We start from the raw sequence: 23,550 nt of genomic DNA on the forward strand, positions 1-23,550 counted from the left end.
AAAAACAAAGAACCATGAATAGATATAGACTGCTTTTTTCAATTATCCTCTTGCTATTCCTCTCTCCCTGTTTGCGGGCAGGGGAATGGCAATGGTCTGTGACTCTTGATGGGTTTGTCTCTAATGAAACGAACCGGAATCCTACAGCTTTCTTGTGGATACCCGCTGACTGTATGCAGGTAAAAGCAATTATTGTAGGACAACACAATATGAGCGAAGAAACTCTTTTTGATAATCCCCTTTTCCGCGAAAAGATGCAGAAGCTGGGAATCGGCTTTGTATGGATAACTCCCGGTATCGATCAGCAATGGGATGTATCGAAAGGCACACAACAGATATTTGAGAAAATGATGTTCTCCCTGGCAGACGTCAGCGGATATAGTGAACTGAAAAATGTCCCCATCGTTCCCATAGGCCATTCGGCTATGGCTACTTATCCCTGGAATTTTGCCGCATGGAATCCGGAACGTACTTTGGCTATCATTTCCCTACATGGCGATGCTCCGCGTACGAATCTTACCGGCTACGGGCGTGAGAATCTGGAATGGGGACGTACCCGTAATATCGATGGAATACCCGGACTGATGATTGAAGGAGAATATGAATGGTGGGAAGCCCGGGTAAATCCGGCACTGGCCTTCCGCATGATGTATCCTGAAAGTTGTATCTCATTTCTGTGTGACGCAGGACGGGGACATTTCGATGTGGCAGACGAAACAGCCGCATACATTGCTCTATTTCTGGAAAAAGCTATCAATCAACGGCTGACGGATGAAGTAACGAAAGACGGTAAAGTAAAACTGAATCCGGTAAACCCAACCAAAGGCTGGCTGGCAGAACGCTGGCATCCCGATCAGAAGAAGCGAGTCAAAGCCGCCCCCTATTCACAATATAAAGGTGATCCTCATGATGCTTTCTGGTATTTTGACCGTGAAATAGCGGAAGCGACTGAAGTACGGTATACGCAAAGCCGCGGAAAGAAAGAACAGTATCTGGGTTTTGAGCAAAACGACAGTTTACTGACATACGACAAGAAACATCATGTACGTGTACAGCCCCGCTTCAATCCGGAAGCCGATGGAATCACTTTCCACCTGAAAGCCGTATGTACGGATTCCCTGAGAACCAAACTATCTGATGAACATACAGATGCGACACCGATAATCAGTCGCATCTGTGGACCAGTAAAAAAGGTAAATGACACCACATTTATGGTATCTTTCTATCGGATGGGTATGAATAATCTGCGCCGTACCGGTGATATATGTCTGTTGGCAAGCCAAACAGGAGACCAGAAGTATAAAAGTGCTGTTCAGGAAGTCAGTATCCGCATCCCTTACCGGAATACGGAAGGGCAAAGGCAGTATATATTATTTCCAGGATTGCCCGATGTGAAAGCGGAAAGCGGTTCTTTATCTTTAAAAGCCACAAGTGATTGCGAACTGCCCGTCTCTTACTATATCAAAGAAGGTCCGGCTGAAATAGAAGGAGACCAAATTGTATTCACTCCTATCCCACCCCGCAGTAAATTTCCGGTAAAAGTAACGGTAGTTGCCTGGCAATATGGTATTGCTGGTAAAGTACAGACGGCCGAACCGGTGGAACGTAGTTTTTATATCCTGAAATAACAGCAACTACCAAGTAACTTTTATTCTATCTGTCACTTTTACATATTTCATCACAACTTCTGTTGTTTATAGGTTTTCAAAGATTTATCCTTAGTCAGTTCGGGCACTAAACGAATGGCGAACCTCCCGAAGCCCTCAGATTAAAATGCAATACAGTCTTAGCATTGACACGGAATTTTGAGACTCTGACTTTCGTTCGTGTAGGAATAGATTTGTCGCCATCCGTATAAATTTCAGCTACATAATCTTTTCCAGCAGGCAGAAAACTCAAATCAACCGGTAATGTCCGTGCATCATTATTTGTAATTGAACCTATGAACCATTCCTCTCCTTTCCGGCGAGCCACAGTAATAAACTCACCGACTTCACCTTATAAAACCTTCGTATCATCCCAGGTGGTGTACACATCATCAAAGAACTTTAATTCCGGTTCGTCCTGCGAATCCGAAAGTTTGTCATACCAATACATATATTGCAGGGGATTGTAATAGACAGCTGTATTCAAGATTACAGACTATCTGTCAAATAATGGAACGCACTTCACAGAAAGGCCAACAAACATTACTCTTATTCTCAATTTTGGGAATATCGGCAATGAACCGGTAATTGTGGAATGGATCCGCTCATTTGAAAAGCTGGAAGATATTTGAGTAATATATCCCTCTACTTCGTATATATAAAGAAAGAACTAACAAAAGAATTATGAGAAATAAGAGTTTGATCCTAATGACAATCTGTGCAGTTCTATCAACCGATCTTTCCGCTCAATCCATTTATCCCGGACAGCATGCCGGAAAAATGAAAAAAGTGACAACAGCGCCGATACAGGTAGAGAGTTTCGACTTAAAAGACGTGCGTTTATTACCAAGCCGCTTTCGCGACAATATGATGCGTGATTCTGTTTGGATGACTTCCATAGCAACCAATCGTTTGCTACACAGTTTCCGCGACAACGCCGGAGTATTTGCCGGACGTGAAGGTGGGGATATGACCGTAAAGAAACTGGGCGGCTGGGAATCACTAGACTGCGAACTGCGCGGACATACAACAGGGCATTTACTATCAGCCTATGCGCTCATGTACGCATCTACCGGAAGCGAAATATTCAAGCTGAAAGGTGACAGCCTTGTTACAGGTCTGGCAGAAGTACAGGCAGCTTTGGGAAACGGGTATCTCAGTGCATATCCGGAAGAATTGATCAACCGGAACATACGTGGGACAAGTGTATAGGCACCCTGGTATACATTGCACAAACTCTTCTCCGGATTGATCTACCAATACCTCTATGCAGATAACAAACAGGCATTGGAAGTCGTTACCCGCATGGGCAACTGGACTTATAATAAACTTAAACCACTGGATGAATCCACCCGGAAAAGAATGATACGGAATGAATTCGGTGGTGTGAACGAATCTTTCTATAATCTCTACGCCATCACCGGTGACGAACGTTATCAATGGCTCGCAGAGTTCTTCTATCACAATGACGTTATCGATCCGCTGAAAGAACAACGCGATGATTTAGGAACCAAGCACACGAATACCTTTATCCCAAAAGTTCTTACCGAAGCACGCAACTACGAGCTGACGCAGGATAATGACAGTCGGAAACTGACTGATTTTTTCTGGCATACCATGATAGACCATCATACCTTTGCACCGGGATGCAGCAGTGATAAAGAGCATTATTTTGATCCACAACAATTATCCAAACATCTGACCGGATATACCGGTGAGACTTGTTGTACATACAATATGCTGAAACTCAGTCGCCACCTGTTTTGCTGGACAGGAGATGCCAAAGTTGCCGACTACTACGAACGTGCACTCTATAATCATATCCTCGGGCAACAAGACCCTGAAACGGGAATGGTATCCTATTTCTTGCCTTTGCTCTCCGGCTCGCACAAAGTTTATAGTACCCGGGAGAATTCCTTCTGGTGCTGCGTAGGCAGCGGCTTCGAAAACCATGCTAAATATGGAGAAGCTATCTATTATCACAATGACCAGGGAATCTACGTAAACCTCTTTATCCCGTCAGAGGTAAACTGGAAAGCGAAAGGAATAACTCTGCGCCAGGAAACAGCTTTCCCCGCAGAAGAGAACACTGCATTGACCATCCAAACGGACAAACCTGTCACCACTACGATTTATCTGCGCTATCCATCATGGAGTAAAAATGTGAAAGTAAACGTCAACGGGAAAAAAGTATCGGTAAAACAGAAACCGGGATCATACATTCCCGTAACCCGCCAATGGAAAGACGGTGATCGCATTGAAGCCAATTATCCGATGAGCCTGCAACTGGAAACAACGCCGGACAATCCACAAAAGGGAGCCCTGCTATACGGACCGCTGGTATTGGCCGGTGAATCGGGAACAGAAGGTATGCAATCTCCGGCACCATTCTCTGATCCGGCATTATATAATGATTACTATACTTACAATTATCATATTCCGGCTGAGCTGAATACCACCTTACAAATAGACCGGAAACACCCCGGACACAGTTTACAGCGTACAGGCGAGGAACTGATATTTAAGACATCACAGGGCAATGTTTTAAGGCCACTGTATGACTTACATCACCAACGTTACGTTGTATACTGGGATCTGTCATTCACATCATGCCGTCCTGCTGATAACCGGCAGGCGGCTTATGATTTTACGCCACTTGACTCCATTGTCACCTCATGGATGAATAAAGGATACTATCCGGGAGCCTCAATCTGTGTAGTCAGAGACGATAGCGTTATCTTTCAGAAAAACTACAAAAACTTTACCCCTGACACCAAAGTCTATGTAGCCTCTGCCGGAAAATGGGTAGCCGCCGCAGTAATCGGAGCAGTGGTAGACTGCACCGAACTGGACTGGAATGACAGTGTAAAGAAATGGATTCCTGAATTTAAAAACGACATAAAAGGAATGATTACTTTACGTCAGTTGCTTTCGCACACATCGGGCGTCCGCCCTTATCTGCCGGAACCACGCGTAGACAATTACAATCATCTGGATTCTGCAGTCATGGAGATTCTTCCGCTTGACACGGTTTTCACTCCCGGTACCCGCTTTGAATATGGTGGACTTGCCATGCAGATAGCCGGCCGGATGGCAGAAAAAGCAATGAATAAAGAATTCGAGGAATTATTCCAGGAATTAATAGCCCGACCTTTAAGAATGAAAAACTCCCACTTCACGCCCGTGAATACAGATGGCGGACACGCTCCCATGTTGGGTGGAGGTCTCTGTACCACTTTGCACGACTACATGCGTTTTCTTGATATGATCTACCACAATGGCGTATTTGAAGAAAAGCAACAGGAGAAGCCTATCAGATCAGTTCACCGGGTTGAGCCGGCGCCTATCCATGGATCAATAAACAGGACCGGGTATATGGATTCTTCATAGCCCATGTACAGGGAAGTTCACAAAAGGAAGATGGCTTCTCGTCATTTTTTGGAAGTCCTGTCATTTCACAAACTGTCTCGAACATTATTTCCCAAAAAAGATAGAACACATTGAGTATCCTCATATCTCAAATCGTATTTATATAAAAACAATAAATACGAAGATATGAAGACTATCGGCTCAACAATTATTATGTTAGCTCTCGTTCCTTCCCTCTTTGCGGACAATAGCAGGGAACTGAAGCTGGCATCTCCTGACGGAACACATGAAATAGCATTTTACCAGAAGCAGGTTTCACCTGCGGTAAACGAACTTTGTTATCGGGTAGATTACAAATCACAACCTGTAGTCAATGAATCGCGTGCCGGACTGGAACTGGACAACCGGATATGGGAAATGGCTCTGGGAGCACGAAACTTGAAACAACCTGCCTGCTGGATGGACAATCTGGAAGTGGACTCCGTGACTTACCAACCCGAAACAGACATCACCTGGCAGCCACTTTACGGTGAACGTAGCAGTGTACGCGATCATTACCGGGCCGGCACCCTTTATCTCTCCAAGAAAGATAACTCCGGCTACCGGCTCAACATTGAGGTGCGTGCCTATAATGAAGGAGTAGCTTTCCGCTATTTCTTCCCGGAACACCCAAAGGCTATCTTTCATAAAGTAGTAGGTGATCTCACAGAATACGCCTTACCGGCAGGTACAAAAGCATGGACCGAACAATGGGCACAGGCTTTCTTTGAGTACCTGAACATTGATGATATCAAACATCCGGTAGAACGTGCCCTTACGCTGGAACTCCCGAATGGTAAATGGGCGGCATTGGCAGATGCTGATGTAGACGACTGGTGTCTGACCAAATACCTTGCCTCCACAGACAAGAAGAATACACTGACTTCTGTAATGTATAGCCCCGTGGATGTAGTGACTTATTATGCCACTCCCTGGAAGATAGTCATGGCAGCCGACAAACCGGGTGAATTGCTGGAACACAATGATATCATCCAGAATCTGAATCCGCCGTGTGAAATTGCCGATGCCGCCGCATGGGTGAAACTAGGCAAGATTATGCGCGAAACAACTATCACAACCGAAGGAGCTATTGCAACCATCGACTTCTGTGCAACACATAATATCCCGTATATGCTTTTCGACTGGCAATGGTATATGCCCTGTACTTCACATGACGGGGATGCCACAAAAGTGGTTGCCAAACTGGATATGCCCCGTGTTATAGCTTATGGTAAGGAAAAAGGAGTTGGTATCTGGGTGTACGTAAACCAGCATGCACTCATGAAGCAAATGCGTGAACTTTTCCCATTGCTCCGCGAATGGGGAATTGTCGGAGTGAAATCCGGTTTCGTACAATACGCCAGCCATCGCTGGGCAACTTGGATGCACGACATGGTTCGCTTGGCGGCAGAGAATCATCTGCTGATGAATATCCATGATGAATATCGCCCCTCAGGCTTCAGCCGTACTTATCCGAATTTATTAACTCAGGAAGGCATTTGTGGAAACGAAGAATTTCCCGATGCAACTCATAATGTCACGCTCCCCTTCACTCGTATGATAAACGGTGCAGCCGACTATACGATCTGTTATTTCGACAAACGGCTGAAAACGACTCATGCTCACCAACTGGCAGCATCACTCGTGTTCTACAGCCCTCTGCAAACTATCTTCTGGTATGACAAACCATCGTTCTATCACGGAGAACCGGAAATGGAATGGTTTGAGAACTTGCAAACTGTATTCGACGATACGAAAGTATTGGATGGTGCTCCCGGCAAAAACATAACAATGGCACGCCGAAAAGGTCAGGAATGGTTTGTTGCAGCAATGACCAACAATGAAGGTTCTGAAGAAGAAATACCTCTCACGTTCCTCGATAAAGAAAAGAATTACCTCGCCTGCATCTATACGGATGGGGGAGAAAAGATAAAAACAAGTACACAGGTGAAATGTACTTATCTGCTTGTCAACGCTTCACAAACTATGAAGTTCCAGCTGAAACCCAGTGGTGGAGCTGCCATAAGACTGGTACCTATAGACAGGCAGAAAATGAAGAAATATAAAAAGTACAAAGGAGAAAGATTATAAAATATGATATGCCATTGAGTGAATAAACAGATTCGCTCGTATTAATAGGCAAATAACACATTAAGGTTATTTTCAGTAGATAAAGGTAAGAGTTTGTTTAGGTAAAATCTTTGTTTTCAGGATATTTTTAAAGGTAAATAAAAAGATGAAAAAGATATTTCTGCTTACTACATTGCTATGCACTGCCTGTTGGCAGGCGGAAGCCCAATATGTATCCAAAGCCTGGGTATCTGACCAGAAGGATGGCACATACATCAATCCGGTGCTGTATGCCGATTATTCCGATCCGGATGTCTGTGCGGTAGGAGAAGATTTTTATATGACGGCTTCCAGCTTCGGATGTGCTCCCGGTTTGCCCATTCTCCATTCCAAAGATCTGGTTAACTGGAAATATGCAGGCTATGCGCTGAAACAGATAGAACCCATCGAGTTCTTCAATGCTCCCCAGCATGGAAAAGGTGTTTGGGCACCATCCATCCGCCATCATAATGGAGAGTTTTATATCTATTGGGGAGATCCGGATCATGGCATCTTCATGGTAAAGACCAAAGACCCGGCCGGAGAATGGGAGAAACCGATATTGGTAAAAGCCGGTCGTGGCATGATAGACCCTGCTCCATTATGGGATGAAGATGGAAAAGTATATCTGGTACACGCATGGGCAGGAAGTCGTGCCGCACTGAACAGTGTTATCACAATTTGTGAGATGAATGCAGAAGGAACAAAAGTGATCAGTGATCCGGTACTGGTCTTTGATGGTAATGATGGAATCAACCATACAATTGAAGGCCCCAAACTCTATAAGCGGAATGGCTACTACTATATTTTTGCCCCGGCAGGCGGAGTAGCAACCGGATGGCAGTTAGTATTGCGTTCGCGGAATATATACGGTCCTTATGAAAAGAAGATTGTCATGGCGCAAGGTTCTACCGACATCAATGGTCCCCACCAAGGCGCATGGGTTGACACGCAGACAGGGGAATCCTGGTTCGTTCACTTTCAGGATAAAGCCATGTATGGGCGTGTCGTTCACCTGAACCCGATGAAGTGGGTAAACGACTGGCCTGTAATTGGAAAAGATAAGGACGGCGATGGTTGTGGCGAACCAGTAACCCGTTATAAAAAGCCCAATATAGGCAAGAATTACCCGGTAGAAACACCTGCGGACAGTGACGAGTTCAATACCCGTCAATTGGGAATGCAGTGGGAATGGCATGCCAATTATCAGGATACATTCGGATATACTTCTGACTTGGGATTCATCCGTATTTACGGACATATTCTCTCCGAGAACTTTGTAAATTTCTGGGAAGTACCGAACCTTTTATTGCAGAAATTCATGGCAGAAGAGTTCACAGCAACTACCAAACTAAAAGTTTCCGCCAAAATGGACGGACAGCAATCCGGATTGATTGTAATGGGCTGGGACTATTGTTACCTCGGAGTAGAGAAAGAAGGTGATAAATTTATATTGAAACAAGTGACCTGCAAGGATGCAGAGCAAAAGACACCCGAAACAGTCAATCGCCTGGCAGAATTACCTGCCAGCAGAAAGTACGAAGCCGGTTTGTTTCCCAACTACGAAAGAGATATCTATCTACGGGTAAAAATAGAGAAAGGCGGTATCTGCCACTTCTATTACAGCCTGGATGGTAAAAAATATAAAGCAATAGGTATACCTTTCACAGCCCGTCAGGGAAAATGGATAGGTGCCAAAGTAGGGCTATTCAGTACCACTCCTTATGGTAAGGAACGGGGATGGGTAGATGCCGACTGGTTTCACATAGATAAATAAAAAGACTGATTATATGAAAACAAAAGAACTACTGTTCGGTGCATGCCTGTGCATGTTTACGGCTTGCAACATGCCCGAGAAAGGAATGGATGTGGATGTATATGAGGCGCTGGATTACTGTGACGCCCAAGTACAACGCACTTTAACAGAATTAAAAGCTGCAGAAGGTACTATCGACTACTCGATGATGCCCCGTAACATCATGGACAGCCTCAACACTTGGCATTGCCGAAAAGCGACAAAGGATGAATGGTGCAGTGGTTTCTGGCCAGGAGTTTTATGGTATGATTACGAATATACCGGTAAAACAACCATAAAGGAAGAAGCAGAGAAATTCACCGAACCGTTGAAGTTCCTGTCACAAATTCCGGCATACGACCATGATCTGGGTTTTCTGATCTTTTGCAGCTACGGCAATGGATATCGGTTGACGCATAATCCGGAATACAAACAAGTGATTCTAGATACAGCAGATTCACTGGCAACTTTGTTCAGACCTCGTGTAGGTACCATACTTTCATGGCCACGTAATATAGAAATGTTCGGTGGACACAATACGATCATGGATAATATGATAAACTTGGAAATGCTTTTCTGGGCTGCCAAGAATGGAGGAAACCCATATCTGGCAGATATAGCCGTGTCGCATGCCGACAAGACTATGAAATATCAGTTCCGGCCCGACTACACTTCCTATCACGTCGCTGTTTATGATACTTTGACGGGCGACTTCATAAAAGGAGTTACACATCAGGGATATGCCGACAACACTATGTGGGCACGTGGACAGGCATGGGCTATCTATGGTTATACGGTAGTTTATCGGGAAACGTTAGATCCCCGCTATCTGGATTTCGTACAGAAAGTAGCCGATGTATATCTGGAAAGACTGCCGGAAGACTATATACCTTACTGGGACTTTGATGACCCCAGTATTCCGAATGCGCCACGTGACGCCTCTGCTGCAAGTGTAACCGCATCCGCTTTACTGGAACTATCTACATACCTACCGGATAAGAAAGGAGATGAATATAAGAATGCCGCCATAAGAATGTTAACAAGTTTGAGTTCAGACAAATATCAATGCGGCAAAAGCAAACCGGCATTCCTCCTCCACTCCACCGGACACTTACCGAACAATTCAGAAATAGATGCTGCCATCATTTATGCAGACTATTATTATATCGAAGCCCTGATTCGATTGAAGAACTTGATTGAAGATAAAGCTGTCATATAGGAACAACGCTTTCCCCGCTTACTGCTTCGGTTTGAGGGGAAGCGTAAACCAAAATGTAGATCCTTCTCCCAATTTTGAATTTACTCCAATCTCTCCTCCCATATTCTGAATAATAAGTTGGCAAATAGGCAGCCCTAAACCAGTGCCTTGCTTGAAACTATCCAACTTGATGAAACGTTCGAATATAAGATGGAGCTTATCTTCCGGAATACCTGTCCCTGTATCGGTCACATAATAATAAATCTCTTTCTCACGAACTTCATATCCATAACGAATACTCCCGGTTGAAGTGAATTTACAGGCATTGGTCAGGAAATTCAAAACCAGTTGCTGAAGTCTGTTTTTCTCTGAACAAACAACATAATAATCTGGCATTCCAGGCTCAAAAATCAGCTCAACACTACTCTGTAAACGTGACTCAACAACTCCTTTCAAAGTCATTAGTACTCCATTTAGTGCAAATTCCGAGTAATACAAATCAAGAACTCCGGCTTCTATCTTAGACAAATCAAGAACATCATTGATAAGCTGCAACAAAATTCCGTTATTTTTCTCTATGATGCTGACATACTCTTTCTTTTCTTCTTCATCTTCAGTCATGGTCAATATGCTGGAAAAGCCAATAATAGCATTCAACGGAGTACGGATTTCATGGCTGATATTAGCAAGGAAGGCAGATTTCAAACGGTTGGACTCTTCCGCACGTTCTTTGGCGGCAATGAGTTCACGTTCCGCCACTTTACGTTCTGTAATAAACAGCGATGAGCCCACCACGATTAAAGGATTTCCTTTTTCATCATATTGTTCCACGAAAGCACGAGCCTCCATCCAGTCTTCCGAATCGTCTGGTTTACCCGGACGATGAACCCGATATTCTTCTTTAATTTTATCGACTTTATTGGCACGCACATCCTTAAAGACTTGCCGGATACGCTCCCTATCCTCCTCACTGACAAAGGTGAGGTAGTTGTTTACATGGGTAGCATAAGTCATTTCTGAGACTTCCTTTTTGCCTTGTTCTATTGGCTTGTAAGAACTATACGTGATTTCATCCGTACGTATATCCCATTGCCAGGGAAGCAAATCAACGACTTCTAATGCCATTGCCATTTTAGAATGGGTGAAGCGCTGATTCTGTTCCACCAACTGAAGACGTTCCAGTATCTTATTCCTGCGAAGCTGAAAAAAGAGGATTACCAACAGTAAGACAATGCTGCCTACTACCAAGGCAGACTGATATTTTTCAAGGAAAGTAGGAGGAGCATTTAAATAAACTGTTCCCGGAGGACAATTTTTAGGAGATAAACCAAAATCCACCATATAAGGATAGTTAAAAAGAACAATGGGGTCCGGATTATAAGGTAGGATACTCCGTGCCTGTTTACCATCAGCTATTGCATTAATAGTTTTCACGATTTCCTCACAATACAGATTCATGTCATATACGCACCCACCAATAATAGTCCCATCTTCTTCAATACTTGAAATGGAAGAAGATAACGCAAAGAACGGGCAAGGCAATGTGGAGTTAGCAATCACTTTATAAGAATTGGCCATCATAAGCATATTACCGGCAAACATTCGTTTATGAAACCATGAAGCAAACAAAATACCGGTTTCCTCCGGAACTACCTGCCGCAATGTATCTAACAACTGGTCCGGACTCCAAGTACTAGCTGACAGGTATTTATAAGTAAGATCTGAATGCTCCATCTTGATCAATTCAGAAAATTGCTGATCATAATCGATATCGCGGTCAGTCTGGTCACCAATCAGCAACAGACTTTTCATCTTCGGAATCATACGGCGCATCAGTTGAACACTCTCGGGGATAAAAGCACGTGCATTCAGAAAAGTCATATTGTACTCGTCACGCAGATCATTCAGATAGATACGATCCTTTTGTGGAACAACCTGATTGTACATATAGGTGGAATCAGGTCCTATATAGCTACTCTCAGCACATACTATCAAAGGTATATCCCCCCAATGTTCACGCATTTCATCCCGCAATATCAGAGGAGCATTACCCAGCATCAACACAGCTTTAGGAGGATTGTTTCCATAAGTTGAAAAAAGATTATTTTTATATTGATTCAGTATTTCAGGAGTCTCTATCGTCAGAATATTCATATACTCTACATTCATGCTCACATCTTTCCGGTCATATTCCTTTTGCATGATATGCGAAATGATAGTCTGACTCCACGGAGCACCTGATACATAACTGCTGATAATCAGCAAATCCGTACCGGAACTTACCTTCTTGGCTTCAGCCGATACCGAAGAAGAGAAATATAATAAGAAAATACACAAAAGACACTTTATATGCAGAAGTATTCTCATGATTTCGCAATTAGTCTTTTAGATTAACAAGTCAAGAATCGCTTTTGTTCAAAAATGGCAATTTTTTCCTTAGGAAATCAAATTCATGTAAGAAAAACATTTATATTTGTATTCAATAATAATCACAAAATTATATATTATGAAAAGGTTAACCTATTTATTTGTTTGCTCACTTGCAATAGGAAGCATTGTCGCCTGTAAACAAGAATCTAAATTCCAAATTATCAATGGAATAGTATACGATGCTACTATGAATAATATTACTCTGATAACCGGCAAAGGAGACACTGTCAATATCAGTACAATGGATGCCAATAGAGATAAAGTATGCGGGGTACTATTGGAAGACAGTGTAGAAGTGGTTTGTATCAAAGAAAAGATGGAAGGAAAAGAAATCTTAAAAGCTGCTGAACTGACAATCATCAAAAAATAATTCAATAAACGGCAATGGGAGTGTTTCTTATCACCCCCATTGCTGTTTTATTCTCTATTCATCAACCGATGTTCCGCCATGTGTTCATACTTCGTATCCGGACGCCCATAATTAGCATAAGGATAAATAGAAATACCACCGCGTGGGGTAAAAACACCTGTAACCTCAATATATTTAGGAGCCATTAGTCGAATCAAGTCTTTCATTATAATATTCACACAATCTTCGTGGAAAGCACCATGATTGCGAAAGCTGAAAAGGTAAAGCTTCAGACTCTTGCTTTCCACCATCTTAATATCAGGAATATAGCTAATACGGATCTCCGCAAAATCCGGCTGCCCTGTTATGGGACACAAGCTGGTAAACTCCGGGCAATTGAAACGTACCCAGTAATCATTTCCCGGATGCTTATTTTCAAAAGCTTCCAATACTTCAGGTGCATAATCCTGTTTATATTCAGTCTTTCTTCCCAAAAGGGATAATTGGTCTTTCAATTCACTCATAATATAAAGTTTTAGCATTTACGACTTAAATACTTCTCTAATCCTTCACGGCGTAACTTACATGCCGGACAATGCCCGCAGCCATCCCCCGGAATACCATTATAACAAGTCAGGGTCTTATTGCGTATCAAGTCAAGTACTCCCAATTCGTCTGCCAAAGCCCAGGTTTCAGCTTTATCGATCCACATCAGCGGAGTATGAATTACAAACTGTTCATCCATAGCCAGATTCAAGGTCACATTGAGCGATTTGATAAAGGCATCCCGGCAATCGGGATATCCACTAAAGTCTGTTTGTGACACTCCCGTCACAATATGATTGATGCCATGTTCACGAGCATACACGGCAGCAATACTTAAGAAGAATAAATTGCGCCCCGGTACAAACGTATTAGGAAAACTATCCGTCGGCTTTTCCTGATCCATTACCATGGTATTGTCCGTCAAAGAATTATGTCCCAACTTACCGATGAACGATACATCCATTACTTCAAACTTCACATCGGCATCACGAGCTATTTCCCGTGCCAGTTCCACTTCCTTCTCATGTTTCTGTCCGTACAAAAAGCTCAGGGCAACCACTTCTCTGAATTTACGTTTCGCCCAAAACAGACAAGTAGTAGAATCTTGTCCACCACTAAATACTACTAATGCAACTTCTCTATTCACGCTATTTTAAATATCTTTGATTTTCAATATATTATAGGAAATATCCTCATCATACACATCGCTACCGTCTATCCGTTTAATAGCTACTACCACACGGATAGTGACCGGAAGAATCAATACTTCATACAAGGATTTCAATACGATCTGAATACACATCATTACAAGCAATTCACGCCAAGCAATAATACCACCAAAAGCTACAGGGAAGAATATAATAGAATCTGCCGTCTCCCCTACTATTGTCGACCAAATAGCACGGGCAGAAAAATTTCGTCCACCACTTGTCACTTTCATACGGCTCATGACATAAGCGTTGAGAAATGAACCTACCAAAAATGCGGTCAGACTTGCTACAACAATACGCGGTGCCATCCCAAAAACAAAATTGAAATGGGCTTCTCCTTCCCAAAACGGTGCAGCCGGTAGTGCAACGGCTATCAAGCCAAGCATTACCACAAAGAAGTTCATGGCAAAACCACTCCAGATAATAAGACGTGCTTTACGGAAGCCCCACACCTCAGCAATGCAATCGTTTATAATATAAGAAATAGGGAAAACCAATAATCCGGCTGTAACGGTTATACCAAAAACCTGAATAACCTTGGTTTCAAGAAGATTAGCTGCAATCAGGCAAACATTAAATAAAATACCCAGCAGCATAAAAGGTACAGATACTTTTTGCTTCATAAATCCTGTTTTTTACGTGGTGTCCTAGAATACACGACCGCTATTCACGGCATCTTACATTTTAATCCGGGTGCAAAGATACGATAAGTTTCTAAAACAGACAAACATTCCTTATTTCCGGAATAAATACATTCACTTTAATATTCGAACCGTGCCAAGTCCGTGTTTGCTTCGTATCTATACAGACGGACCAGACACGGAGTTGGTACGGCTTGGTACGGACTTGGTATAGACCGGGTACTATTAAGATGAAACAGTAACACCTCTAATAATTAAGCGAAAAGAATCACTGATCCGCTAACTCCTCCAATGAGTAGACATTATACTTTTTAACTAAAAGTAGAGAAAAGCATAGCCCATTCATCCCATCATTCATTTCAATTTGAAGGGCAAAAATAGTTAACGAACTTTAAAAATAAAACTAAAACAAAGAAATATACGAACATAAAACAGCGCAACATCCAACATAACAACATGATTATAAATCATATAATATCAAAATAACACATTTTTCAAATATGCAAGCAAGTTGCATCTAAATCAATATTTTATTCACGCAAATTTCTTAAGTAAATAAAACGACATATAACAGTTATTAATATAGTTCACCATTTATTTTAAGTAACGAAAATACGAATTATATTTGAAGTAGCAAGATCAGACAAGACATAAAATAACTTCTGATTCAGAATGCTGCAACTCCTTAATTTATAATATCAACCTAAGAAAAACAAATGCTTATGAAAAAGGAAACAATGCACCCAGACATTCTATTGTCCATCTCATTTTCTATCTAGTTTATTTTATATTCCAATTTAGCTTTAAACAAAAATCATCAAATCATGAATGAAAATCGCGAACGAGGAACACTACATTACAAATTCCTCACCACTATTGCCATTGTAGCTTTACTAATAGGAAGCAATACCGCCCTAGCAATCGGTACTAATTCAGAAGGTTTATCTGAAATTGCAGAACAGCTACAATCGCAAGTCGTCAATGGCACGATAATAGATCAGACAGGCGAACCTGTTATCGGAGCAAGTGTTCTGGAAAAAGGAACAAACAATGGTATTATTACCAATATAGATGGTAAATTCTCTCTTACCGTGAAAAGAGGTGCTACTTTGGTAATCTCTTTCGTCGGATATAAGACACTGGAAGTAAAAGCAACCCCCAAGATGGAAATCACGCTGACAGAAGATTCCGAATTACTGGAAGAGGTAGTAGTAGTTGGCTATGGAGTTCAGAAAAAAAAATTGGTTACCGGAGCTACCGTACAAGTGAAAGGTACTGATATCGCAAAGCTAAATACAACAGATGTTCTGGGCGGTCTGCAAAGCCAGGCACCTGGTATAAATATCACATCAAACGGCGGTTTCCTCGGACAGGGATTTAAAGTCAATATCCGTGGTCTCGGAACCAATGGTAATTTTTCTCCTTTATATGTAGTAGATGGAGTGGTCAACGGCAGTATAGATGGTCTAAGCCCTGCCGACGTTGAATCTATCGATGTATTAAAAGATGCCGCATCTGCTGCGATCTATGGTTCACGTGCCGCCAATGGCGTTATTCTCATCACTACCAAGCAAGGCAAAACAGGTAACTTTGAGGTTACTTACGATGGTTACTATGGTATTCAGAACCTTCCTAAAATCGCCACCCTGCTGAATGCTAAGGAATATATGATGATAGAAGATGAAATGCACATGATGGATGGTACTTCGCTTCTGAACTGGGAGAAATGGTTACCGGCAGCTGATTATAAAGCTATCCAAGAAGGAACCTGGAATGGTACCAACTGGATAAAAGAGATCTTAAATAATGATGCTCCCATCCAAAGCCATTCATTGAACTTCACCGGAGGTACGGAACGTTCCAACTTCTCTATTGGTTTTACTTACTTCAATCAGGAAGCTACTATGGGAGCCCCAGGTCGCATTGCCAGTATGGACAGATACAATGCACGTATCAACTCTAATCATATTGTCAAAAAGATAGGGAACCTTGATGTACTCAAAATTGGGCAGACTCTTAATTACAAGTACCAGCAGACTGCAGGTTCTTTCGCCACCACTGGCATTTACTGGAATGGTACACGTGATATGTTAACTACTCCCCCATTGATGCATGCCTATAATAGCAAAGGAGAGTACTACTTATATGATGATGCACAAGAAGAAGGATATGGGGAAAACACCACAAATCCAATAGCTTATATGGATTACTACACAAGTCATGCCTTAAGCAAAAGCCATTACTTACAATCCAGTTTTTATGCAGAGCTGCAACCAATCAAGAATTTACGAATCAAGTCACAATTCGGATACATCTTGTCAGCTTCAAGTTATCGTTCATATATCCCCAGTTATCGCCAGCTAAGTCAAAGCCTGACGACACAAGAAGACAGGGTAACTCAGTCCATGTCACTCAACCACCGCTGGTCCTGGGAAAATACAGCCAGTTATAATTTCACTCTTAAAGACCATCATTTTGACGCGGTAATCGGGCAGAGTCTTGAAAAATACGGAATGGGTGATTCCATGAGTGCCAATGCAGAAGGTTCTGAATTCTCAGACTTTAAACATGCATATCTGAGCAACATAAAGTACGATGATAAAAATAAAATTAAAACTTTAACAGGAGCTCCCGGCGCAGCAGGGCAAATGGCTTCCTTCTTTGGTCGTATAAACTACAACTATAAAGAAAAGTACATGGCAACCGCCATTATGCGTGCGGATGGTTCTTCTATTTTTGCCCGTGGTCATCGATGGGGATATTTCCCGTCTTTCTCGGCAGGTTGGGTCGTTACAAACGAAAGTTTCATGCCGGAACTCAATTGGCTGGATTTCTTAAAACTGCGTGCATCTTGGGGACAGAATGGTAATAACGCCGTAAACACCTTTGAATACATTTCACGTATCACTGCCAACAACGGTAATGGAGGTTATTCATTCGGCGACTCCATGGATCAGGTTTCTATTGGTTCCTACGCATATAAGCTGACTAATCCGGATCTTTCATGGGAAACCCAGGAACAGCTCAACATAGGTCTCGATGCACGATTCTTCAATGGTCGCCTGGCACTCGAATTCGATTGGTATAGAAGGTTAACCAAAGACTGGCTTATTACCCCACCCGTACTCTATTCATTCGGTTCAAGTCCGGCTGCCATCAATGGTGGAGTTATTCGGAATACCGGATTTGAAATCGGTCTCCACTGGAACGATAACATAGGTAAGGACTGGAATTATGGTATCAATCTAGCTCCTGCATTCAATAAAAACAGAATTACCGAACTTCCCAATGAAGATGGTATCCTCCATGGACCGTCGGGCAATTTATGGAATGCATCCGACGAGTGTGCACGCGGAGAAATTGGAAAACCTTTAGGATATTTTTATGGCTACAAGAGTCTCGGTATTTTCCAGAACCAAAAACAAATAGACGAATATAAAGGTGCTAAAGAAAATGGTGCTCAAACACAACCGGGAGATGTGATCTGGGCAGATATTGATAAGAATGGAATCATTGACTCGAATGACCGTACAGAAATTGGTAATCCTCACCCGGATATGACACTTGGATTCTCTTTCAATGTCAGCTGGAAAATGATTGACCTATCGGTTACTACTTATGGAGCCTTCGGCCAGCAAATACTTAAATGCTACCGGGATTATGCCAGTTCTCCATTGCAGAACTTTACCACAGACATCCTAGAACGTTGGCACGGAGAAGGAACTTCCAACAAGTTACCACGCCTAGCAAGCACTGGTGGAAGCAATTGGTCTAAAGTTTCCGATATTTATGTAGAGAATGGAGATTATCTCAAAATCAAGAATATTACGATCGGAGTTGATATCAAGAAGATTTTCAAGAAAATCCCTCTGCAACAGCTCAGACTTTATGCTACAGTCCAGAACTTATACACCTTTACCGGATATTCAGGTATGGACCCCGAAATCGGTTATGGTAGTGATTTTGGTTGGGTACAGGGCATAGATTTAGGATACTATCCGGAAGCCCGCACATGTATGCTTGGTTTAAATGTCAAATTCTAATAATATGAAAATATGAAAAAACTAATATATATACTATCTGCACTTTTCATACTCACGTCATGTGAAAGTTTCCTTGACACTGAGTTACTTACAGATAAAACAACAGAGAACTTTCCGGAAACGGAGAAAGATGCCAACCAAATGTTGACGTCTATCTATGCCAAGTTATTGTTTGAAGATCCTGAAACATCTTCAGAATACTATACAGCCCAATTGGCCAGTGATGATTGCTTAGGCGGCAACCTCTCTTATTCCGGCAATTGCGCCACAAACTTCTTGCTTTATCAAGGAAGCCTGAACAGTAGACTTGGTATCTGGGACCGTTGTTATCAACTCATAAATCGTGCCAACAATACGATTAACACGCTCGATAACGTAAAAAGCTGGTCAAGTGAATCTGAACGTTTACGTCACTTCGGCGAAGCTTATTTCCTCCGGGCATGGACCTACTATGAATTAGTAAAGATATTCGGCGGCGTTCCCCTTCGTACCACGATTGAAGCTGTAAACCTCCCGCGGGCGTCCGTTGATGAAGTATATGCCTTGATTGCTTCTGATATAAAGAATGCAATTGAGATGATGCCTAACCAGATATATCCGGCCGGGAATGCCATGGCAGGTCATGCTACCAAGTATGCAGCCGAAGCACTTGCAGCGCGAGTATTTCTATTCTATACCGGACGTTATGACAAGAAGACTTTACCTCTGACTCCCGAAGGCGAAATCACAAAAGAACAAGTTATCAGTTGGTTGGAAGACTGCATAGATCATTCCGGACACAACCTAATTTCCGATCAACGCAATCTATGGGGTTATACAAACTCTGCCACTAACAGTACCAGTTCCAAGAAGCAATACGCATACGCAGTGAAGCATAAACTCGCTTGGGATGGCAATTCTTCTATCGAAACACTCTTTGCCAACAAGCACAACCTGACCTCCACATGGACCTACACATGGTTTGCCAATACATGTGCAATGTTCTACTCCCCTTCCGGTGACGATGCCGACTGGAAAGAAGAAAGTTATCCATTCAACTTTGGTTGGGGTGCAGGCCCGGTATCTCCCAGTATGGTTCAGGACTGGAAAGAGTGGTCTAAACAACAAACATTCTTGGATGGATACACTGAAGACCCGCGTATTTCCGGTTCTATTTGGTCGTACAAGGCTATGGACCCCAACAATGAAGGAAATGTTTTGGCAGACTTCCGTTTAGATGATTCAGAACCCGCATATACCGTTTCTTACCGCTATTACGAGCAGACCGGATATTTCAACAAGAAATACATCAATATCAATGCATATAATAGCAACGGAGTACTTGAAGCTTTCGGTAAAACATTACATCCGGGCATATCCAGCCAGACTTCCCCGCAGTTACTGAATATTACCGATCTTATCCACATCCGCTTTGCCGATGTACTGCTGATGCATTCCGAACTAAAAGGAGATGCAACCGGTTTGAACAGAGTACGCCAACGTTCCCACTTAGCCCCTATCTCATACACATTGGATGCACTTAAACAGGAACGCCGTTGGGAGTTTGCTTTCGAATCCATCCGTTGGTGGGATCTGCTCCGCTGGTCCGGTCCAAGTCTGGAAGAAGCAGGAAATGCACTAAACCGCCAGACAGGCTTTGAGGTTATCAATGCCGCCGCTCTTACGCCTATGGTCAAGTATGATTATAAGAAACGTCTACAGCAAACCCAGGGTTACTGGCCTATACCTCAAATAGAAATAGACCGTTCCAATGGTGTGCTCGAGCAAAATCCGGGTTGGGGACCTGATGCGCAATTCAGTGATTGGACAAAAATGTAATGCCATTTAAAATCTCAATGATATGAAAACATTAAAAGCAATACTATTATTCGCAGCAATGGCTATAGTCACAGCCTGCGACCCTATGGAAGATGAATCCTTACGCGATAAATACATTACTAATGCCGGAGACCCTATCAGCAAGGAAGAACTGAACAACATATTATCCGTCACCCAGCCTATTCCCAACCAAGATGACGCTGTAGAAGGAGATCAATATGTAGTACTCAAAAACAACCGTCCTGAATTGGGAGGTATCTGGCACTATGGAGTCGGCACAAAGATTACCGGCAGCGATAATGATACGATCATATATGGTGCCAACGGAACTTATGAGATATATTATGAAGCTATTTCTAATGGTAAAATTGTAACCAGTGATATCTTTACCGTGACAGTCACCAATGTGTTTGATGAATGGATGGGGCTATTTACCGGAGCCAAAGACAAAGCTGATGCCGATGCAACCAAAGCATGGGGATTCCGCGAAGTAAAATGGGGATCGGTCTGCAACATGGGAGCACATGGTGGATGGAAATATACCAGTTCAGGATATACTCCGGAATCTAATTTTGCATGGTGGGGATCAGTAAACCTTGCACAGGCAGGAGATCAGAAGATAGTATTCGAAATTCAGGGAACCAAAGTGAAGACTTATGACAAGAGCGGCAATCTGATGAATGAAGGAACTTTCGGATTCGACCGTGACCAACCGGAAGACTTGGTTCAGGGCAGACTGACTACCAATATTCCTGTTATCGGCAGCAATTATGATGACCTCGGCCAGAGCAAAGGAAAAGACAATGTTTTCTGGATACTTACATTGACTGATGAATATATCACTCTGTATCACCCACAAAAATACACAGGTGGGGGCGACTGGGACGACTATGGTTGGTATGTATATTATGAATCCAAAGAATAATGCCTTATGAAAAAGATTATATTTATTGTAATAGCTATTATATTAGGACTGAGTTCCTGTCACGATGACGACTACATCACCGGTGTACCCAGTTTCGGGCCTCCGGAAGTGAACAACATGGCAGAGAGAGTTAACGGACGCGTCGCATTAGGTTATGTGACCTACTATGGCAAAATGCTTCCCGACCCCACTTACATGACGCATATCAATTATGCTTTCGCCGAACTTTATGTTAAGAACAATGTCTATCAGAAGTTTGACTTGCAAGGTGACAAGGAACGTTTCAATCAAGTGAAGAAGTTAAAAGAAAGAAATAGCAATTTAAAGATATTACTCTCTTTTACAAATAGTGTCTCTAATACCGGTAATTCCCAAGACGGTGGTTTCTCCGCCCTGGCAAAAAGTCCCGAGATGCGTAAACAATTCGCACAAGATTGCAAAAAGTTCGTTCAGCAGGAAGGCATAGACGGCATTGATATCGACTGGGAATTTCCCGGCATGACTTTCGGCAGTAACGCCTACGATCCGTTGGTTGACGTAGAGAATTTCACTCTGTTAATGAAAGATCTGCGCGAAACACTATCAAGTTCCACTTTACTGACCTACGCCGGGTATTGCAAGAACAAGCAACCGCAAGGAGCAGGATGGAAGTATATCGATGTGAAAGCTGTAGACCCCTATGTGGACTTCGTCAACATTATGACGTACGACTTAGTAGGTGCCCCCGGCCATCAATCACCATTGAACAAACCAAGTGCTACTTGGGATTGCCAGCGTTCAGTCAACGAATATCTGAGTGCCGGTGTACCTGCCAATAAATTAGTCCTGGGTATTCCATTCTATGGAAGAGCACATTTCAACTCCGGTGGTTCTATCAATTACAGAGACATTGTCGACTTAAGCGCAGGCGAAGGCTATGTCATTGATAATTGGGATGAAGAGGGCAGCGTTCCGTACGTTACCAAGAACGGAGTATTCTATTGTGGTTATGACAATCCCCGAAGCATTGCCGCAAAAGGTACATGGCTTTTAGGATTAGGCATGAAAGGTATGATGTTCTGGGATTACGATGGTGATGATAACCAGGGAACACTACGCAATGCACTCTGGAATGCCGTAATGCAGGAAGACAAAGACGCCCAATTACATGACTTCATAAACAATTCGGATGGTTACAAAACACTCGTCACCAGTTGCGACAAGATAATCAGCACCGGTCAATACATGGCGGGAACACTGATAGAGGAAACGACCACCTATCCTAATTATGAAGGATACCCGGTTAGGCTTTACGAATATTCAACCGGCAAGGACGTGCAAACCGGCGTTCAGAAAAAAGGCAAGGTATACATGCTCAATCCTACAGCCGAAAAACTTGCAACCTGGATTGCAACTGCCGTATGGAAAGCAAAAGGTGACACCGATACGGATGCGATGGCAGCTGTATTGAAGCATATACAATTGCAATCGGGAGCTCAGTTCCCAGTATGCGGCATTGTATATGAAGACATGGACAACTCAGGATATTATCCTTATCTCTTCAAGGACGGAGTCACCGTGTATGCAGCAGACCGTTCCAAGTGGGCTACCGAAAATCCTGCCCATCCGGGAAATTACAGTTGCACGGACGATCAACTCAACTACGATGTTAAGGTAACCAACAATGACCTGAACACATATACCGGGACCTATGCTCGTATTTGTGGTACCCTGCGTGAAGATTATAAAGCATACGGCGGCGCCGTTGATGTAGGAACAAGTGATTCTAAAGAGACCCGCAGCATTAAGTGGCTCGATGTGGTACGCGACCTTTATAAGGAAGCTTGGAACTCCAATGAAAACAAACTGATTACAGCATGGGCCAAAGCAAACTTATAATACTCTAACTTAACACGGATACAGGAGGTTGTTCCACCCACTGGATGATTTTGC

General features: G+C 42.8%; 13 protein-coding genes and 3 pseudogenes. 11 read left to right on the plus strand and 5 right to left on the minus strand.

All coding sequences use genetic code 11. The features are described 5' to 3' along the window. Positions 1 to 14 precede the first annotated feature (14 nt). Complete coding sequence (locus BACINT_RS16730) at positions 15 to 1,628, plus strand: hypothetical protein (RefSeq protein WP_007665169.1); 1,614 nt, start codon at positions 15 to 17, stop codon at positions 1,626 to 1,628. Between the two features lie 50 nt (positions 1,629 to 1,678). On the opposite strand, the pseudogene BACINT_RS23820 reads toward BACINT_RS16730, so the two are convergent. Further along, a pseudogene (locus tag BACINT_RS23820) lies at positions 1,679 to 2,124 on the minus strand (glycoside hydrolase family 97 C-terminal domain-containing protein); the annotation flags it as partial. Between the two features lie 206 nt (positions 2,125 to 2,330). On the opposite strand from BACINT_RS23820, the pseudogene BACINT_RS24630 reads away from it, so the two are divergent. The 5 genes and pseudogenes from BACINT_RS24630 to BACINT_RS16755 form a co-directional block, all read left to right on the plus strand. After that, positions 2,331 to 4,244: pseudogene (locus BACINT_RS24630) on the plus strand (beta-L-arabinofuranosidase domain-containing protein); the annotation flags it as partial. Continuing rightward, positions 4,242 to 5,140 (plus strand): annotated as a pseudogene (locus tag BACINT_RS24395) (serine hydrolase domain-containing protein). The pseudogenes BACINT_RS24630 and BACINT_RS24395, both read left to right, overlap by 3 nt. Positions 5,141 to 5,201: 61 nt before the next feature. After that, entirely contained in the window at positions 5,202 to 7,145 is a 1,944-nt protein-coding gene (locus BACINT_RS16745; protein ID WP_007665174.1) for a glycoside hydrolase family 97 protein, read from the plus strand. A gap of 145 nt (positions 7,146 to 7,290) precedes the next feature. Further along, complete coding sequence (locus BACINT_RS16750) at positions 7,291 to 8,940, plus strand: glycoside hydrolase family 43 protein (protein WP_007665175.1); 1,650 nt, start codon at positions 7,291 to 7,293, stop codon at positions 8,938 to 8,940. A gap of 13 nt (positions 8,941 to 8,953) precedes the next feature. Continuing rightward, positions 8,954 to 10,177 carry a glycoside hydrolase family 88 protein gene (locus tag BACINT_RS16755; protein ID WP_007665184.1) on the plus strand — a complete coding sequence of 408 codons (1,224 nt, stop codon included), beginning with the start codon at positions 8,954 to 8,956 and terminating at the stop codon, positions 10,175 to 10,177. 18 nt (positions 10,178 to 10,195) lie between these two features. Here BACINT_RS16755 and BACINT_RS16760 read toward each other — a convergent pair whose 3' ends face one another. Next, positions 10,196 to 12,523: a sensor histidine kinase gene (locus tag BACINT_RS16760; protein WP_021967185.1), complete on the minus strand. Its 2,328-nt coding sequence runs from the start codon at positions 12,521 to 12,523 to the stop codon at positions 10,196 to 10,198. Between the two features lie 250 nt (positions 12,524 to 12,773). Between BACINT_RS16760 and BACINT_RS24635 the strand changes: the two genes are divergently transcribed. Further along, positions 12,774 to 12,956 (plus strand): hypothetical protein, encoded by a 183-nt coding sequence (locus tag BACINT_RS24635; protein ID WP_225663021.1) that lies wholly within the window; start codon positions 12,774 to 12,776, stop codon positions 12,954 to 12,956. 47 nt (positions 12,957 to 13,003) lie between these two features. Here the strand turns inward: BACINT_RS24635 and queF are convergent, their stop codons facing one another. Genes queF through BACINT_RS16780 form a run of 3 tightly spaced genes read right to left on the minus strand, consistent with a single transcriptional unit; the run spans position 13,004 to position 14,814 of the window. Continuing rightward, complete coding sequence (queF, locus tag BACINT_RS16770; protein ID WP_044155082.1) at positions 13,004 to 13,459, minus strand: preQ(1) synthase; 456 nt, start codon at positions 13,457 to 13,459, stop codon at positions 13,004 to 13,006. Positions 13,460 to 13,470: 11 nt separating this feature from the next. Continuing rightward, positions 13,471 to 14,127, minus strand: a complete 657-nt coding sequence (gene queC, locus BACINT_RS16775; RefSeq protein ID WP_007665189.1) for a 7-cyano-7-deazaguanine synthase QueC — start codon at positions 14,125 to 14,127, stop codon at positions 13,471 to 13,473. 6 nt (positions 14,128 to 14,133) lie between these two features. Continuing rightward, positions 14,134 to 14,814 carry a queuosine precursor transporter gene (locus tag BACINT_RS16780; RefSeq protein ID WP_007665191.1) on the minus strand — a complete coding sequence of 227 codons (681 nt, stop codon included), beginning with the start codon at positions 14,812 to 14,814 and terminating at the stop codon, positions 14,134 to 14,136. 842 nt (positions 14,815 to 15,656) lie between these two features. On the opposite strand from BACINT_RS16780, the gene BACINT_RS16785 reads away from it, so the two are divergent. The 4 genes from BACINT_RS16785 to BACINT_RS16800 are packed head-to-tail and all read left to right on the plus strand — an operon-like array spanning position 15,657 to position 23,496. After that, positions 15,657 to 18,875 carry a SusC/RagA family TonB-linked outer membrane protein gene (locus BACINT_RS16785; RefSeq protein ID WP_007665193.1) on the plus strand — a complete coding sequence of 1,073 codons (3,219 nt, stop codon included), beginning with the start codon at positions 15,657 to 15,659 and terminating at the stop codon, positions 18,873 to 18,875. Positions 18,876 to 18,887: 12 nt separating this feature from the next. Beyond that, positions 18,888 to 20,693 (plus strand): RagB/SusD family nutrient uptake outer membrane protein, encoded by a 1,806-nt coding sequence (locus tag BACINT_RS16790; RefSeq protein ID WP_007665195.1) that lies wholly within the window; start codon positions 18,888 to 18,890, stop codon positions 20,691 to 20,693. A gap of 22 nt (positions 20,694 to 20,715) precedes the next feature. Further along, positions 20,716 to 21,618 carry a hypothetical protein gene (locus BACINT_RS16795; protein WP_007665197.1) on the plus strand — a complete coding sequence of 301 codons (903 nt, stop codon included), beginning with the start codon at positions 20,716 to 20,718 and terminating at the stop codon, positions 21,616 to 21,618. A 6-nt stretch (positions 21,619 to 21,624) separates the two neighbouring features. Further along, positions 21,625 to 23,496 carry a glycoside hydrolase family 18 protein gene (locus tag BACINT_RS16800; RefSeq protein ID WP_007665199.1) on the plus strand — a complete coding sequence of 624 codons (1,872 nt, stop codon included), beginning with the start codon at positions 21,625 to 21,627 and terminating at the stop codon, positions 23,494 to 23,496. The last annotated feature ends 54 nt before the right edge of the window (positions 23,497 to 23,550 follow it).

The organism is Bacteroides intestinalis DSM 17393 (genome assembly GCF_000172175.1).
In the GTDB taxonomy this organism is placed as follows: Bacteria; Bacteroidota; Bacteroidia; order Bacteroidales; family Bacteroidaceae; genus Bacteroides; species Bacteroides intestinalis.

Bases quoted from the DNA above. Each gene is read 5' to 3' on its own strand.
- BACINT_RS16730 (WP_007665169.1), top strand. From the start codon at position 15: ATGAATAGATATAGACTGCTTTTTTCAATTATCCTCTTGCTATTCCTC.
- BACINT_RS16745 (WP_007665174.1), top strand. From the start codon at position 5,202: ATGAAGACTATCGGCTCAACAATTATTATGTTAGCTCTCGTTCCTTCC.
- BACINT_RS16750 (WP_007665175.1), top strand. From the start codon at position 7,291: ATGAAAAAGATATTTCTGCTTACTACATTGCTATGCACTGCCTGTTGG.
- BACINT_RS16755 (WP_007665184.1), top strand. From the start codon at position 8,954: ATGAAAACAAAAGAACTACTGTTCGGTGCATGCCTGTGCATGTTTACG.
- BACINT_RS16760 (WP_021967185.1), bottom strand. From the start codon at position 12,523: ATGAGAATACTTCTGCATATAAAGTGTCTTTTGTGTATTTTCTTATTA.
- BACINT_RS24635 (WP_225663021.1), top strand. From the start codon at position 12,774: ATGAATAATATTACTCTGATAACCGGCAAAGGAGACACTGTCAATATC.
- queF (WP_044155082.1), bottom strand. From the start codon at position 13,459: ATGAGTGAATTGAAAGACCAATTATCCCTTTTGGGAAGAAAGACTGAA.
- BACINT_RS16780 (WP_007665191.1), bottom strand. From the start codon at position 14,814: ATGAAGCAAAAAGTATCTGTACCTTTTATGCTGCTGGGTATTTTATTT.
- BACINT_RS16785 (WP_007665193.1), top strand. From the start codon at position 15,657: ATGAATGAAAATCGCGAACGAGGAACACTACATTACAAATTCCTCACC.
- BACINT_RS16790 (WP_007665195.1), top strand. From the start codon at position 18,888: ATGAAAAAACTAATATATATACTATCTGCACTTTTCATACTCACGTCA.
- BACINT_RS16795 (WP_007665197.1), top strand. From the start codon at position 20,716: ATGAAAACATTAAAAGCAATACTATTATTCGCAGCAATGGCTATAGTC.
- BACINT_RS16800 (WP_007665199.1), top strand. From the start codon at position 21,625: ATGAAAAAGATTATATTTATTGTAATAGCTATTATATTAGGACTGAGT.